This is a genomic window from Micromonospora sp. NPDC048063, assembly GCF_043202855.1.
In the GTDB taxonomy this organism is placed as follows: Bacteria; Actinomycetota; Actinomycetes; order Mycobacteriales; family Micromonosporaceae; genus Micromonospora.
Map to the genome: position 1 here is coordinate 470,507 of NZ_JBIDBG010000004.1, position 14,383 is coordinate 484,889.

Consider the following 14,383-nt stretch of genomic DNA (forward strand, 5'->3'; position numbering starts at 1 on the left):
GTACGGTGGTGCGAGACGCCCGGGTGGCCGGCTCGTGGCGTGACGGCCAGCGAAGCGGGACGGAGGCAACGCTATGCGCCCAGTACGCTTCGTCGCCCTCTCCGAGGACGGCCAGGCCCTGGTGCTCGCCGACGAGGTCGGGCGCCTGCTCGCCCTGCCCATCGACGAGCGGATCGCCGGCGCGTTGCACGCCGAGCCCGGCGCCCCGCCGCTCGCCGTGGCCCCGGCGGCTTCCGCCGACCCGGTGCCCTCGCTCTCCCCACGGGACATCCAGGCGAAGATCCGCTCCGGCGAGTCCGCCGAGGACGTCGCCCGGATCGCCGGCGTGCCCGTCGACCGGGTGCTGCGCTACGCCGGCCCGGTGCTCCAGGAGCGGGCCATGCTCGCCCAGCACGCCCGGCGCACCCGGCTCAAGGGCGCGGAGAAGCCGACCCCGCTCGCCGAGGTCGTCAACGGCCGGCTGGCCCAGCACGGGATCGACACCGAGAAGATCTCCTGGGACGCGTGGCGCCGCGACGACGGCACCTGGCGGATCGTCGCGACCTGGCCGTCGGGCAAGGCGACCGCGCAGGCGGTCTGGGATCTCGACAAGACCCGGCAGGCGGTCACCCCGCACGACGACATGGCGCAATACCTGTGCGCCGAGCGGCCCACCCCGATCCTCGGTCAGGAGCCGGCGCCGGAGCGGGGCGGTCACGCGCTGCCCGGCCCGTCGCGGGGCGAGCCGAGCCGGGGCGGGCACGGCCTGCCGGCGCCGGCCGAGCACAGCCGGCCTGGCCGCGACCCGATCCGGGCCGGGCGGGACGCCCTGCTCGCCTCCCTCGACCGTCCGCTCGGCTCGACCTCGGGCCGCGGGCTCGACCCGCGCTCCCCGGCCGCCCTGGCGGGGCAGGATGCGCCCCGGCAGCGGCCGGTCGGCGGCGGCGCGGCGGCGCTGCTCGGCGGCGGGCAGGGTTCCGCGTTCGACGACGACTCGGACGCGCCCAAGGAGGTGCCGGCCGTGCCGTCCCTGGCGGTGCTCCGGCCCCGCCGCACGGGCGCGCCGGCGGCCTCGGCCGCCGAGTCTGCCGAGGCCGGGGGCAAGCCCCGCAAGCGCCTGCCGAGCTGGGACGACGTCCTCTTCGGCAGCGGGCCGGCGGCCCGCGAGTCCTCCTGACGCGTCGACTCCGGCAGCGAGCGTTCGCCGGAGTCGACGCGAGGCACTCGAAGTGCCGCCGTGGCAGGGTGGCCGTATGGAGTACACGAACCTGGGCCGCACCGGCCTGTCGGTCAGCCGTCTCTGCCTCGGCACCATGAACTTCGGGCCGCAGACGACCGAGCCGGACAGCTTCGCGATCATGGATCGGGCCCTCGATCAGGGCATCAACTTCTTCGACACCGCCAACGTCTACGGCTGGCAGACCGGCGAGGGGATCACCGAGCAGATCATCGGCCGCTGGTTCGCCCAGGGCGGCGGCCGGCGGGACAAGGTCGTCCTGGCCACCAAGGTCTACGGCAAGATGGGCGAGTGGCCCAACGAGCAGGGCCTGTCCGCCCGGCACATCATCCGGGCCTGCGAGGACTCGCTGCGCCGGTTGCAGACCGACACCATCGACCTCTACCAGATGCACCACGTCTCCCGGGCCACGCCGTGGGAGGAGATCTGGCAGGCCATGGAGACCCTGGTCGCCCAGGGCAAGGTGCTCTACGTCGGGTCGTCCAACTTCGCCGGCTGGCACATCTCGGTGGCGCAGGAGGCGGCGGCGAAGCGCCACTTCCTCGGCCTCGTCTCGGAGCAGTGCATCTACAACCTCCTCACCCGGCACGTCGAGCTGGAGGTGGTGCCCGCCGCGCAGCACCACGGGCTCGGCATCATCCCGTGGTCGCCGCTGCACGGCGGGCTGCTCGCCGGGGTGCTGCGGAAGATGGCCGAGGGCGGGGCCGCGCGCGGCGCCAGCGGCCGCTCCGCCGACGCGCTCGCCGAGCACCGGCCGACCATCGAGGCGTACGAGAAGCTCTGCGGCGAGCTGGGGCACGACCCGGCGGACGTGGCGCTCGGCTGGCTGCTGTCCCGGCCGGGGGTGACCGCCCCGATCATCGGGCCGCGCACCGCCGACCAGCTCGACCGCTCCCTGGGCGCCCTGACGGTCACCCTCGACGAGGACACCCTCGCCCGGCTCGACCAGCTCTTCCCGCCCGTCGGCAACGGCGGCCCCGGCCCGGAGGCCTGGGCCTGGTAGCCACGCGCCACGGCGGAGCCGGCGGCAGGCGACCGCCGGCTTCACGGGTGGGCGCCGCCGGGGCCGGCGGCGCCCACCCGGGCTGACGTGGCCCGGCGGTCACCTGGGCACCGGCGGCCAATGGCTGGCGTGGTCGGGGTCAGACGGGGCAGGCCGGCCATCGGCTGGCGCGGCCGGGCGGTCAGATGGGCCAGGCGGCCAGGCGGTCGTAGGTGGGGCGGGGGCCGGGGTGGCTGCGCATCAGCACCATCTCGGCGGCCGGCCACGCCGGGCCCTCGTAGCCGTCCAGGGTCGCCAGGTCCGCCGCCACGTCGACGTCGGGCACCCGGTCACCGGGTCGGGCGACCGTCAGGTGCGGGCGGAACGGCTTCTCGTCGTGCGGCAGGCGGGCGTGCCGCAGCCGGGAGCGGATCAGCCGGGCCAGTATCTGGAGCTGCTCCACCTCACCCCGCAGGTCGACCCAGAGCACCGTGAACCGGCCCCGCCCGAAACGCCCGCCGCCGGCGATCCGGAGCCGGGGCGCGGCGGAACGGCCCTCCCGGGACCACTCGGCGGCCAGCCCCAGCGCGCTCGCCACGTCGACCAGCCGGTCCGCCTCGACGTCGCCGAGGAAGGCGAGGGTGACGTGGGCGGTGGCCGGGTCGGCGAGCCGGACGTTGATCCCGGAGGCGGCCGCCGCGCCGACCCGCAACCGGGCGACCTGCGCGCCGAGGTGCGCGATCGCCTCCGACGGCGGGTAGACCGCGACGAAGAGCCTCACGCCGGCCCGCCGCTCAGTGGTGGCGCTGCCGGTGACCGGCCCGGGCGGCGGGCAGGGTCAGCCCGGCGGCGTGCAGGAGGCCCTCCACCCGGACCCGCTCCAGCTCCAGGTCGACGCCCTCCAGCTCGGTCAGGTGCTCGGTGACGCCGAGCGCCCGGCAGGCCAGCCGGAGCCGGTCGTCGTACGCCCGGAGCACCGTGCCGTGCCAGACCGGCTGTCGGCCGTCGGTGCTGGCGCCCTGGCCGCGCAGGCGGCGCAGGTCGGCGGCGAGTTGTTCCAGCGGGCGCCGGTCGGGCCGGTCGAAGTCGGTGAGGTCGATGTCGCGGGTCAGCGCGTCGGCCTCGACGGCCCGGTCCAGCCGGGCGATGGTGCGCCGCTCCCGCCGGCGCTCACGCCACTCGGCCCACCCGCAGGCGACCCGGTCGATGATCTCGTCGGCGCAGAAGACCGCGGCGATCACCGCCGGCAGGCTGGCCACGCCCACGAAGGCCAGGACCAGCAGCACCCCGCGTCCGACCTCCACGCATCGACGCTAAGCCCGATCCCCCCGGGCCGCCACCGGATTGGCCGCATCCACGCCATCCGCAGGATGGGACGGATCGTCCCACCCCGGGCGGCGAGGGCGGTCAGCAGTCGGTGGAGGTGACGTAGAAGCGCGGCATCGGCAGGATGCGGAAGCGCAGCCGGGCGCCGGCGCGGCGGAGCTGCCAGGTGAGCGCGATCAGGGCGGTGGCCAGCGAGACGAGCCCGCCGATCCAGATGCTGGCGCCCGCGCCGTAGGTCTCCGCCACCCAGCCGATCAGCGGCGCACCGACCGGGTTGGTGCCGAGGAACACCAGCACCCACAGGGCCATCACCCGGCCCCGGAAGGCGGCGTCCGTGCCGAGCTGGACCCGCTGGTTGGCGGCCTGGGCGAAGAACACCATGAAGAACCCGGTGGGCAGCAGGAGCGCCACCACCATCCAGTACGCCGACGCGAGCCCGACCAGCGTGCCGAAGCTGGCGCAGCCGACCGCGGCGCCGAGCACCACCCAGACCGACGGGCGGCTGCGCCGCCCGGTGCCGGCCAGCGCCCCGACCAGCGCGCCGACCGCCAGCGCGGTGCTGAACAGCCCGAACGAGGCCGCCCCGGTCTGGAACACGGTCTTGGCGAGCGCGGCCAGGGTGAGCTGGAAGTTGAACAGCGACATGCCGATCACCGACATCACCGCCATCGGCAGCAGCAGGTCGGGGCGGCGCCAGACGTAGCGCAGGCCGTCGACGACCTTGGCCGAGGCCCGCTCGTCGCGCGGCGGCAGCGCCTCCCGGTGCAGCTCGGCCGGGCGCATCCGGACGACGTTGACCAGCGGGGCGATCGAGCTGAGCGCGGTGAACAGGAAGACCGGCCCCACGTCGAACGCGGCGATGGCCAGGCCGGCGACGGCCGGCCCGACGATCCGGGCGGAGTTGAACACGGCCGCGTTCAGCGAGAGCGCGTTCGGCAGCAGCGACGTGCCGACCAGTTCCGAGACGAACGCCTGCCGAACGGGGGTCTCCACGGCGTTGGCGACGCCGAGCAGGGCCGCGAACGCGAAGACGTGCCAGAGCTGAACGAGGCCGGTGATCACCAGCAGGCTCATCGCGAGCGCCAGCACGGTCCAGAACGCGTTGGCGACGAAGAGCAGCATCCGCTTGTCGTAGCGGTCGGCGAGCCGCCCGGAGAGCAGGGTGAGCAGCAGGACGGGAGCGAACTGTAGGGCGGTGACCACGCCGAGTGCGGTGGCGGAGTTGTCGGAGAGCTCGAGGACGAGCCAGTCCTGGGCGATGAACATCATCCAGACACCGATCAGCTTGATCAGTTGCCCGGATGCGAAGAGCCGGTAGTTGCGGACCTGTAGGGACTGGAACATCGTGCTCAGCTTCGCCTGCACTCTTTGTGCGCCTCCTCGCGGTCGTACGCGTCATCGACAGCGGACGGCGCGGTGGTGCGAGGCGCGCGGGTCAGGCGCGGGCGAGCTGCTGAAGGATCTCGGCGGCCTGCCGCAGGGTGTCCCGTTCTGCTTCGGTCAGCTCGGCCAGCCGGTGGGCCAGCCACTCGTCGCGGACGCGCTCGAACTGGTCGAGCACCGCCCGTCCCCCCTCTGTCGCCGCGAGGATGACCTGCCGTCCGTCGGTCGGATGGGGGGTGCGCTGCACGAGGCCACGCTCCTCCAACTTCGCGACGATCTTGGTCATCGTCGGCGGCTGCACCCGTTCGACGTCGGCCAGTTCCCGGGGCGTCAACGCGCCCGCCAGCCGGAGGCTGGTGAGCGCGGAGAGCTGGGTGACCGTGAGGTCGCCGACCGGCCGGGCCTGGCGGACCCGTCGGTTGAGTCGGGTGATCGCATCACGCAGCTGTGGTGCGAGCTGCGCCGGTGGCACGCGTTTCGCCGTCACCGTCCGCTCCGTCACGATAGTTAGCTTAACTAATGAGCCTTGCTAATGAGCTGCGATATGACCATGCTCACGAGAAGTTTGCCCTGCTCCGGGCCGGCTACCCGATTTCGGTCACCGGCCCGGAGCGGAGGGTGGTCAGAGCACCAGGGACTCGATCGGCCCGCGCAGGAAGTACAGCACGAAGAGGGCGGCCACCCCGTACAGCAGGGGGTGGATCTCCCGGGCCTTGCCCTTGGCGAGCTTCACCACCACGTACGTGATCAGGCCGGCGCCGATGCCATTGGAGATCGAGTACGTGAAGGGCATCAGGACGATCGTGAGGAACGCCGGGATGGCGATCTCGTAGTTGGACCAGTCGATCGTCCGCACCGCGGTCATCATCAGGAAGCCGACCACCACCAGCGCGGTGGAGGCCGCCTCGAACGGCACCACCACGACCAGCGGCGCCAGGAACATCGCCAGCAGGAACAGGCCGCCGGTGACCAGGTTGGCCGCGCCGGTACGGGCGCCCTCCGCCACACCGGCGGCGCTCTCGATGTACGACGTGTTGCTCGACGTGCTCGCCGCACCGCCGGCCGCCGCCGCGATCGAGTCGACCAGCAGGATCTCCTTGGCCCGCGGCGGGGTGCCCCGCTCATCGAGCATGCTCCCCTCCTGCCCGACCGCGACCATCGTGCCCATGGTGTCGAAGAAGTCCGTGATCAGCAGGGTGAACACGAACATGAGGACGACGAGCCAGCCGGCCCGGCTCCACGAGTCGAACACGTTGAAGTTGCCGAGCAGCGACAGGTCCGGCACGTCCAGCCAGGTCTTCGGCAGCTCGGGGACGTTCAGCGCCCAACCCTTCGGGTTCGGCTTGCCGTCGACGAAGGACGGCCCGATGTTCGCCACCGCCTCGACGACGACCGCCAGCACGGTGGAGCCGAGGATGCCGATCAGGATCGCGCCCTTGACCCGGCGTACCAGCAGCACCACGGTCAACAGCAGGCCCACCACGAAGACCAGCATCGGCCAGCTGCCGAGGGTGCCGTCGAAGCCCAGGCCGACGGGGACGGTGGTGTTCGCCGAGTCCGGGACGCGGCGGACGAAGCCGGCGTCGACCAGCCCGATGATGGTCAGGAAGAGGCCGATGCCGACGCCGATCGCCGTCTTCATCTGCGTCGGCACCGAGCGGAACACCGCCGTACGCAGGCCGGTCAGCACCAGCACCGCGATGATCACACCCTCGATCACCACGAGGCCCATCGCGTCCGCCCAGGTCATCTCCGGGGCGATCTCGTACGCGACCAGCGCGTTGACGCCGAGACCGGCGGCGAGCGCGATCGGGAACCGGCCGACGACGCCCATCAGGATCGTCATCAGGCCGGCGACCAGGGCGGTGGCCGCCGCGAGGGCGGGGATGGGGAGCTTCTGGCCGTCGCCGTCGACGGCACCACCGATGATGAGCGGGTTGAGCACCACGATGTACGCCATCGTGAAGAAGGTCGCCAGGCCACCGCGCACCTCGCGGCTCATCGTCGAGCCACGGGCGGAGATCTCGAAGAACCGGTCGAAACCGTTACGCGGGTGAGCCGGATCGGGTGGTGTGCCGTTGTCGGGTGGAGCTACTGCCATCAGGTCCTCGCAGGTGATCTTCCGTTGTCGCGCCGCATCGTCGCAGATCACGGGCCAGCAGCGAAAGTTGATCGCGTACGCTTGCCGCGTGCCGAAGGAGCAGCCGCCGCGACCCGAGCCGCTCGACCCGCCGATGGTTCCGTTCGCCCTCGCCGGGATGGCGGCCTGGGCGCTCGCCGGGTTGGCGTTACTCGTCTTCTTCCGCGACTGGCTGACCGCGCACGGTCACCAGGACTGGTTGTGGATCTGCCTGGCCGGTTTCCTGTGGGGTTTCCCCGGTCTCGCCGTGATGATGCGGCACGACGCCAACCGACGCCGCCGCCGCGCCGGCCGCTGACCTGCGCCGACGCCGATCCGCCGGCCCGGCGCCGCGGCCGGTCCCGTCAGGGGTGGCCGTACGGTTCCGCCGGCTCCGCGGCCTCCACCGAGCCCGGAGCCCGGCTGACCGACACGGGCTCCACCGCGCTGTCGTCGTAGACCGTCGGCATCTCGTCGACCGGGGTGTCGGCGGCCTCGATCAGGGTCTCCGAGTGCGCGCCGCAGCCGTGGTCGGCGCTGACCACCCGGCCGTCGTCGGGGGCGTAGAAGTTGCCGCAGGCGCCGAAGGACTGCCGCAGGGCGCCGGCGAGCGGCAGGTAGAAGCCGCAGGTCCCGCAGCGGGCGGCGGCGGGAGCGGCGACCGAGATCGCGGCGGAGGGGCCGTGGTCGCCGTCGTACCAGCGCTGGGCGGCCTCGCTGCGCCCCTCCCGGGAGAGCACCCGGGCCCGGCCGAGCCCCAGCTCCCAGGCGGTCTCCTCGACCGCCGGGTCGTCGGAGAGCACGTAGCCGGGCTGGAGCCGCTCGTCGTCCGCCGGCGTGGGCAGCAGGTCGCCGGGACCGAGGTCACCCGGCTTGAGCCGCTCCTGCCACGGCAGCCAGCCGGGCGCGAGCATCGCGTCCGCGCCGGGAAGCAGCACCGTCTCGCAGACGGTGACGTGTCGGCTGCGGGGCACCCGGGTGACGGTGACGGCCCACCGCCAGCCGCGGTAGCCGGCGAGCCGGCACTCGAAGTAGTGGGTGACGAGCCGGTCGCCCTCCGCGACAGCCTGCAGGTGGTCGCCGATGTCCGAGGCGTCGACCTCGGTGATGGCGTCGCGCGCCACCTCGACGGCGGCGGCGCAGACCTGGTCGAGACGAGCGGCGCGGGCGGAGGCGGGCCTGGTCACCCGACCATTGTTCCCCATGCGTACGGCCGACCGACAGGCACCCGCCGAGGACGTTCTGGCGCAGTGGTGCGGCGTACGCGGACCGGATGGGCAAGGATGGTGGGCATGCCGCTGTTCTCCCGCTCCGGGCGGTCCGTGCTCGGGCAGACCGTCGGCACCGGCATCAAGGCCGTCCGCCTGCTGTTCCGGGGCTCGGTCAGCGGTGGGCGCTGGATGACCCGCCGGGCCGGCCGGGCCCGCGCCCGGGGCGCCGGGGACGAGGTCGGCATGGTCCGCCTCTTCGACCTGCACGCGGTCTCCTGCGCCGGGGACACGCTGATCGCCATCGGCCTCGCCGGGACGATCTTCTTCAACGTCCCGCTCGGCGAGGCGCGCAGCAAGGTCGCCCTCTACCTGCTGGTGACCATGGTGCCGTTCGCCATGCTCGCCCCGGTGGTGGGCCCGCTGCTCGACCACTTCCGGCACGGCCGGCGGTACGCGCTGGCCGCCACCATGCTCGGCCGGGCCTTCCTGGCCTGGCTGATCTCCGACTACATCCACGGCTTCGGCCTCTACCCGGCGGCCTTCGGCGTGCTGGCGCTCTCCCGCGCGTACGGGGTGGCCCGCTCGGCGGCCGTGCCCCGGCTGCTCCCGGAGGGGCTCGGGCTGTCCCAGGTGGGCGCCCGGGCCAGCGTCTACGGCACGGTGGCCGGCGCGCTGGTCGCCCCGATCGGGCTGGCCGCCTTCTGGTTCGGGCCGCAGTGGCCGCTCCGGGTGGCCTCGGTCATCTTCCTGGTCGGCATGGTGATCTCCCTCCGGCTGCCCCCGAAGGCCGACTCGGAGCCGCCGGAGCGGGTGCCCCGGCCGCTGCGGGCGCTGGGTCGCCGCACCGGGGACCGCCCGCTGGGCCGGGGGCGGCCGGCGGGCCGACTCGTGATCGCCACCCTGATCGGCGCCGCGACGCTGCGCGCGGTCTACGGCTTCCTGCTGCTCTTCCTGGCCTTCGCGATCAAGGCGGGCGACCTGACCACCGTGGCCTTCGGTCGGGACCTCGGCGACGAGGCGGCGCTGGGCCTGGTCGGCGCGGCGCTCGCCGTGGGCACCTTCCTGGCCACCGCGGTCGGCACCCGGCTGCGCATCCACCGGCCCGCCGCGATCCAGTCCAGCGGCATGGTCGTCGTCGCCGGGGTGGCGATCCTCGCCGCGTTGAAGTTCTCGCTGCCCATGGTCGCCCTGCTCTGCCTGGTCGCCGCGCTGAACAGCGGCATCGCCAAGCTCGCCGTGGACGCCTCGATCCAGGAACGCATCCCGGAGCGGCTGCGGGCCAGCTCCTTCGCCCACTCGGAGACGGTGCTGATGCTCGCCTTCGTCGCCGGGGGCGGCCTGGGGCTCGTACCCTTCGACGGCCGGATCGGGATCGCCGTCGTCGCCGCCGTCGGCACCGTGGCCGCCGCCCGGGGCCTGGTGGTGGCCGGCCGGCTGCGCGCGGAGCGCCTGCTCGGCCGGCCGCTCGGCGACGACGAGCTGACCGACGGAACCGACGGGACCGACGAAACCGACCCCGATGCCCCGGGCGCCCCGGGCGCCCCGGGCACCGACGGTGCGGATTCCCCCGACCCGGAGGCCGGGCGCCGACACGACCCCACGCCCACCTCCCCCGCCCCGGCGCAGGGCGGCTCTCCGCTGGACGACCCCGGCCTGGCACCGCCGGGCTACCACATCTACCGGCCCTCGTCGGCCGTCGGCGGGCCGGGCGGGACGGACGACGAGACCCGCCGGGAGCCGCAGGGGCCGCTCTCGTGACCGGCCTGCTGGTGGTCACGGCGGTCCCCGCCGAGGCCGAGGCGATCCGCGCCGGCCTCGCCGACCAGACGACCACGGTGCTGCCGGTGGGGGTCGGGCCGGCCGTCGCCGCCGCCACCACGACCCGGCTGCTGGTGCTCGCCGAGGCCGCCGGCCGGCCCTACGGCGGCGTGGTCAGCGCGGGTGTGGCGGGGGGCTTCGCCGGCCGGGTGGAGGTGGGCGCCACGGTGTTGGGCACCGTGTCCGTGGCCGCCGACCTCGGCGCCGAGTCGCCGGCCGGCTTCATCCCCGTGGACGAGCTGGGCATGCCCCCGGACTGGCTGGGCGGCGCCACCGCGCTCGCCGCCGACCCGGGCCTGCTCGCCCGGCTGCGGGCCGCGCTTCCGACGGCCACCGTCGGCCCGGTGCTGACCGTCAGCACGGTCACCGGCACCGCCGCCAGCACCGACGCGCTACGCCGGCGGCACCCGGACGCGGTCGCCGAGGCCATGGAGGGGTACGGGGTGGGCGTCGCCGCCGCCCAGGCGGGCCTCCCGTTCGTCGAGCTGCGTACCGTCTCCAACCCGATCGGCCCCCGCGACCGCGACGCGTGGCGCATGCGCGAGGCGCTGGCCGCCCTGACCACCGCCGCCGCGGCCCTGACCTGACCCGTCTGGCCTGCCCGGCCTGCCTTCCCGCACGGCCGGACCGTCAGCCCGCGACCGCCGGCCGACGGTCGAGCCGCAGCGACCACGGTCGGTACGCCTCCAGTTCGTAGCCGCAGGCGAGCAGGAAGTCGCTCCCGCCGGCCCCGGCGGTCGCCAGCACGGTGCGGATACCGATCCTGTCCATCTCCTCCGCGAGGAGCTGGAGCAGCCGGCGGCCGATGCCCAGGAAGCGCAGCTGCGGTGCCACCACCACGCCGTCCAGCACCATCTCCCGCCGGCCGCCGCCGTCCTCACCCAGCAACAGATCCTCGCTCCGCTCGTGCGCCCGCAACTCGCCGACCGGCCCGCCACCGGGCAGTTCGGCCACGAATCGCCAACACCCGTCCGGCACGTCCTCGGTCACCCGGCGAAACTCCACGGCGGCGCGAAGCCGCTCCCGTACCCGTCGCTCGTCGCGCCGCCCGCGGTCGAGGTCGTACGTCCGCTCGGGCACCCGCACCGGCCACTGCTCCGGCGGTACGTACCAGTGCCCCCACCACGCGCCCGGCCAGTCCTTCAGCGTGCGGACCTCCCGGACGTCGAGGTGCGCGGGATAGCGGCGACCGCCCTCGTCGCGTCGTCCGTCGTGCGGGACGGCCGGCGGCACCGCGAGAGCGCCCGGCCCGACCGAGGACGGCGTTCCACCGTTGCCGTTGCCGTTGCGATCGCCGACACCGACGCCAACACCGACGAAGTCCGAAATGCCATCCGGAGCACCATCCCGAGCGCCGGTCGGAGGACCGTTCGCGATGCCGTTTGTGCTGCCGTTCGCGATGCCGTTTGTGCTGGTTCTTGCGATGCCATCTGGGAAGGCGTCTGCCATGTCGAGCCCGGCGTCTCGGACACCGACCACCAGTTCCCCGCCGGCGGCCCGGACCAACCGCTCCACCGTCCGCAACCTCGGATCGGCTCCCGGATCGGATTCGATCCGCGCCACGGTGCTCTTGGGCACGCCCGACCGCCGTGCCAGTTCCCGCTGGCTCAGGTCCGCCTGGCGCCGCAGTGCGCGCAGCGCCGCCCCCACGTCGATCGGCCCGCTCCGCTCCGTCACACCTCGATCGTCGCCATGGAGTGGGCCGACTTTCAACAACAGCCGCCCACCTGTGGAAAAGCCTGTGGATAACCGGCATGGTTGTGTGCAGCCGGATGCTCTTGGGCGGACCAGCGTGGCCCGAGCCGAGCTGGCGCCGATCTGCCCGCAGCGCGCCCGGCCCGGCGCAGCCACAACCACAGCCGCAGCCGATCCGGTGGCGCAGCCGGTCGCCGTTCACAGCCACAACCCAGTCACCGCACAGTCGCTGTCGAGCTGCCCCGCCTATGAGACCACCGGTGCGCACCGGCCCAGCGCTCCTGGCCGGGGGCGTGCCCCATCTGTGAGGGCAGCTCGACAGGGCCGAACGGGCGTGGTGACGCCACCGACGGTGCCGGCTCGGCACCGTTACCCGGTGACGCCACCGACGACCCGCTCGACACCGTGCCTCGTGTGCCTGTGGCCCGTGGCTGACGCCAGCGGGATACACCGCGCACCGCGCACCGCGCACCGCGCACCGCGCACCGCGCACCGCGCACCGCGGGCCGTGGGCCGCGCACCGCGGGCCGTGGGCCGCGCACCGCGGGCCGTGGGCCGTGGGCCGTGGGCCGTGGGCCGTGGGCCGTGAGGCCAGCGGAACGCGGCTCGGCACCGTAGGTGTGTCCCGATCCGGTCGCGGACGGATCCACGTCGCGGGGCAGGTCACAGTCGCGGGGACCGGGCGGAGCCGACCCGCTGCGGGCGGGGATACCGTGGGGGCGTGGCGCTCTCGCTGGCGATCTCGCCCTGCCCCAACGACACGTTCGTCTTCCACGCCCTGGTGCACGGCCTCGTGCCCGACGCGCCACCGGTGGAGGTGACGTACGCCGACGTCGACGTGACCAACACGGCTGCCGAACGGGGCGCGTTCGACCTGGTGAAGGTGAGCTACGCCGCGCTGCCGTGGCTGTTGGAGGACTACCACCTGCTGCCCTGCGGCGGGGCGCTCGGCCGTGGCTGCGGCCCGCTGGTGCTGACCAGGGGCGACGGCGCCGGCCGACCCGACCGCCCGGGCAGCGCGGGGCACGCCGACCGCGCCGACCGAGCCGACCGCGCCGACCTGACCGGCGCGACCGTGGCGGTGCCCGGCGACCGGACGACGGCGTACCTGCTCTTCCGGCTCTGGGCGGCGGACCGGCCGCCGGCGCGGATCGAGGTGGTGCCGTTCCACGAGATCATGCCGGGCGTGGCCGCCGGCCGGTACGACGCCGGCCTGGTCATCCACGAGGCCCGGTTCACCTACCCGCGGCACGGCCTGACCGCCCTGGTGGACCTGGGCGAGTGGTGGGAGGCCGACACCGGCCTGCCCATCCCCCTCGGCGCCATCCTGGCCCGGCGCGGCGCGGTGGACCCGGAGGCCGCCGCCGGGTGGATCCGCGAGTCGGTCCGCCGGGCCTGGGCCGACCCGGCGGCGAGCCGCGACTACGTGCTGGCGCACGCGCAGGAGATGGAGCCCGACGTGGTGGACCGACACATCGACCTCTACGTCAACGAGTTCACCGCCGACCTGGGGGACGCCGGGTTCGCCGCCGTGGAGGCGCTGCTCGGTCGGGCCGCCGCCGCCGGGCTGGTGCCTCAGACCTCCAGCTCGCGCGCGACGGCGTGGACCAGCTGAGCGATCTTCTGCGCGGCCTTGCGGTCGGGGAAGCGGCCCCGGCGCAGGTCCGGCTGCACCTTCGCCTCCAGCACCTTGATCATGTCCTCGACGAGGCCGTGCAGCTCCTCGGCCGGCCGGCGGCGCAGCTCCGCCACCGACGGCGGGGCGTCGAGCAGCTTGACCCCCATCGCCTGCGCGCCCCGGCGGCTGTCCACCACGCTGAAGTCGACCCGCTGACCGCCCTTGAGGTCGGTGACACCCGCCGGCAGCGCGGTCTTGGGAAGGAACACGTCGCCACCCTCGTCGCTGGTGACAAACCCGTATCCCTTGGCCGCGTCAAACCACTTCACTCGACCCGTCGGCACCTGAGAACCCCTGCTTCGCTTGAGACGTCTACTGCCCCAAGGCTAGCCGGATCATCCCGTCCAGCGCCGCCGGGAATCCGGTGAGATCATCCAGCACCGCCTCCGCCCCGGCGGCGCGGAGTTCGTCGGCCGAACACGGGCCGGTCGAGACGGCGATGCCGGGCACGCCCGCCGCCCGCGCGGCCACCATGTCGGCCACGTGGTCGCCGACGTAGTGCGTGGCGCCGTGCTCGCGCAGCGCGGTCGCCTTCTCCTCGGCGAACAGGTCGCCGGCCAGCTCGTCGACCGCCAGTCCGAGGTGGTCGAGGTGCAGCCGGGCCAGGCGGCCCAGCTTGGAGGTGACCACCAGCACCCGGCCGCCGCGGGCGCGGATCGCGTCGATCGCCTCGCGGGCGCCGGGCAGCGGGACGGTGGGCGTGATCGCGTACGCCGGGTAGAGCTCGCGGTACGTGCGGACGGCCGCGTCGACCTGCTCCGGCGGGAACCAGCGGGCGATCTCGGTACGCAGCGGCGGGCCGAGCCGGGACACGGCGGCCTCAGCGTCCACGTGCACGCCCGTCCGGGCGGTCAGCGCCCGGTAGGCGGCGGCGATGCCGGGGCGCGAGTCGACCAGGGTCATGTCGAGGTCGAAGCCGACCGTCAGTGCGGGCATGCGGAGAAACCTACCCGCC

The 14,383-nt window shown here is 74.2% G+C and carries 15 protein-coding genes; 6 read left to right on the forward strand and 9 right to left on the reverse strand.

Annotated elements, in window-relative coordinates:
- Window positions 1-73 precede the first annotated feature (73 nt).
- Together sepH and ACGFZ2_RS13965 are read left to right on the forward strand one after the other, a co-directional pair.
- Window positions 74-1,156 (forward strand): septation protein SepH, encoded by a 1,083-nt coding sequence (gene sepH, locus ACGFZ2_RS13960; protein WP_393453299.1) that lies wholly within the window; start codon window positions 74-76, stop codon window positions 1,154-1,156.
- 76 nt (window positions 1,157-1,232) lie between these two features.
- Window positions 1,233-2,219 (forward strand): aldo/keto reductase, encoded by a 987-nt coding sequence (locus tag ACGFZ2_RS13965; RefSeq protein WP_393453302.1) that lies wholly within the window; start codon window positions 1,233-1,235, stop codon window positions 2,217-2,219.
- A gap of 181 nt (window positions 2,220-2,400) precedes the next feature.
- On the opposite strand, the gene thpR is transcribed toward ACGFZ2_RS13965, so the two are convergent.
- From thpR to ACGFZ2_RS13990, 5 genes are all read right to left on the reverse strand, one after another.
- Window positions 2,401-2,979 (reverse strand): RNA 2',3'-cyclic phosphodiesterase, encoded by a 579-nt coding sequence (thpR, locus tag ACGFZ2_RS13970; RefSeq protein WP_393453305.1) that lies wholly within the window; start codon window positions 2,977-2,979, stop codon window positions 2,401-2,403.
- A gap of 13 nt (window positions 2,980-2,992) precedes the next feature.
- Window positions 2,993-3,502 carry a hypothetical protein gene (locus ACGFZ2_RS13975; protein ID WP_393453308.1) on the reverse strand — a complete coding sequence of 170 codons (510 nt, stop codon included), beginning with the start codon at window positions 3,500-3,502 and terminating at the stop codon, window positions 2,993-2,995.
- 103 nt (window positions 3,503-3,605) lie between these two features.
- Window positions 3,606-4,889 carry an MFS transporter gene (locus ACGFZ2_RS13980; protein ID WP_357452896.1) on the reverse strand — a complete coding sequence of 428 codons (1,284 nt, stop codon included), beginning with the start codon at window positions 4,887-4,889 and terminating at the stop codon, window positions 3,606-3,608.
- A 70-nt stretch (window positions 4,890-4,959) separates the two neighbouring features.
- The gene (locus ACGFZ2_RS13985) at window positions 4,960-5,409 is read right to left on the reverse strand and encodes a MarR family transcriptional regulator (protein ID WP_350686624.1); all 450 of its coding nucleotides are present in this window, start codon (window positions 5,407-5,409) and stop codon (window positions 4,960-4,962) included.
- Between the two features lie 120 nt (window positions 5,410-5,529).
- On the reverse strand, window positions 5,530-7,008 hold the full coding sequence (locus ACGFZ2_RS13990) for an NCS2 family permease (protein ID WP_393453311.1): 1,479 nt from the start codon (window positions 7,006-7,008) through the stop codon (window positions 5,530-5,532).
- An 88-nt stretch (window positions 7,009-7,096) separates the two neighbouring features.
- Between ACGFZ2_RS13990 and ACGFZ2_RS13995 the strand changes: the two genes are divergently transcribed.
- Window positions 7,097-7,345, forward strand: coding sequence for a DUF2530 domain-containing protein (locus tag ACGFZ2_RS13995; RefSeq protein ID WP_393257823.1), 249 nt, complete (start codon window positions 7,097-7,099; stop codon window positions 7,343-7,345).
- 46 nt (window positions 7,346-7,391) lie between these two features.
- Here ACGFZ2_RS13995 and ACGFZ2_RS14000 read toward each other — a convergent pair whose 3' ends face one another.
- Window positions 7,392-8,231, reverse strand: a complete 840-nt coding sequence (locus ACGFZ2_RS14000; protein WP_393257820.1) for a DUF3027 domain-containing protein — start codon at window positions 8,229-8,231, stop codon at window positions 7,392-7,394.
- Between the two features lie 87 nt (window positions 8,232-8,318).
- On the opposite strand from ACGFZ2_RS14000, the gene ACGFZ2_RS14005 reads away from it, so the two are divergent.
- Window positions 8,319-9,995, forward strand: a complete 1,677-nt coding sequence (locus tag ACGFZ2_RS14005; protein ID WP_393453314.1) for an MFS transporter — start codon at window positions 8,319-8,321, stop codon at window positions 9,993-9,995.
- A complete protein-coding gene (locus ACGFZ2_RS14010; protein ID WP_393453317.1) occupies window positions 9,992-10,642 on the forward strand; it encodes a futalosine hydrolase in 651 nt (216 codons plus the stop codon). Before ACGFZ2_RS14005 ends, ACGFZ2_RS14010 begins: the two co-directional genes overlap by 4 nt.
- Before the next feature lie 43 nt (window positions 10,643-10,685).
- Here the strand turns inward: ACGFZ2_RS14010 and ACGFZ2_RS14015 are convergent, their stop codons facing one another.
- Window positions 10,686-11,732, reverse strand: coding sequence for a GNAT family N-acetyltransferase (locus tag ACGFZ2_RS14015; protein ID WP_393453320.1), 1,047 nt, complete (start codon window positions 11,730-11,732; stop codon window positions 10,686-10,688).
- Between the two features lie 739 nt (window positions 11,733-12,471).
- Between ACGFZ2_RS14015 and ACGFZ2_RS14020 the strand changes: the two genes are divergently transcribed.
- Window positions 12,472-13,365 carry a 1,4-dihydroxy-6-naphthoate synthase gene (locus tag ACGFZ2_RS14020; protein WP_393453323.1) on the forward strand — a complete coding sequence of 298 codons (894 nt, stop codon included), beginning with the start codon at window positions 12,472-12,474 and terminating at the stop codon, window positions 13,363-13,365.
- Here the strand turns inward: ACGFZ2_RS14020 and ACGFZ2_RS14025 are convergent.
- Together ACGFZ2_RS14025 and ACGFZ2_RS14030 are read right to left on the reverse strand one after the other, a co-directional pair.
- Window positions 13,326-13,712, reverse strand: a complete 387-nt coding sequence (locus ACGFZ2_RS14025; protein WP_393257809.1) for a cold-shock protein — start codon at window positions 13,710-13,712, stop codon at window positions 13,326-13,328. The genes ACGFZ2_RS14020 and ACGFZ2_RS14025 overlap by 40 nt on opposite strands.
- A 28-nt stretch (window positions 13,713-13,740) precedes the next feature.
- On the reverse strand, window positions 13,741-14,364 hold the full coding sequence (locus ACGFZ2_RS14030; protein ID WP_393453324.1) for an HAD family hydrolase: 624 nt from the start codon (window positions 14,362-14,364) through the stop codon (window positions 13,741-13,743).
- Window positions 14,365-14,383: the final 19 nt, after the last annotated feature.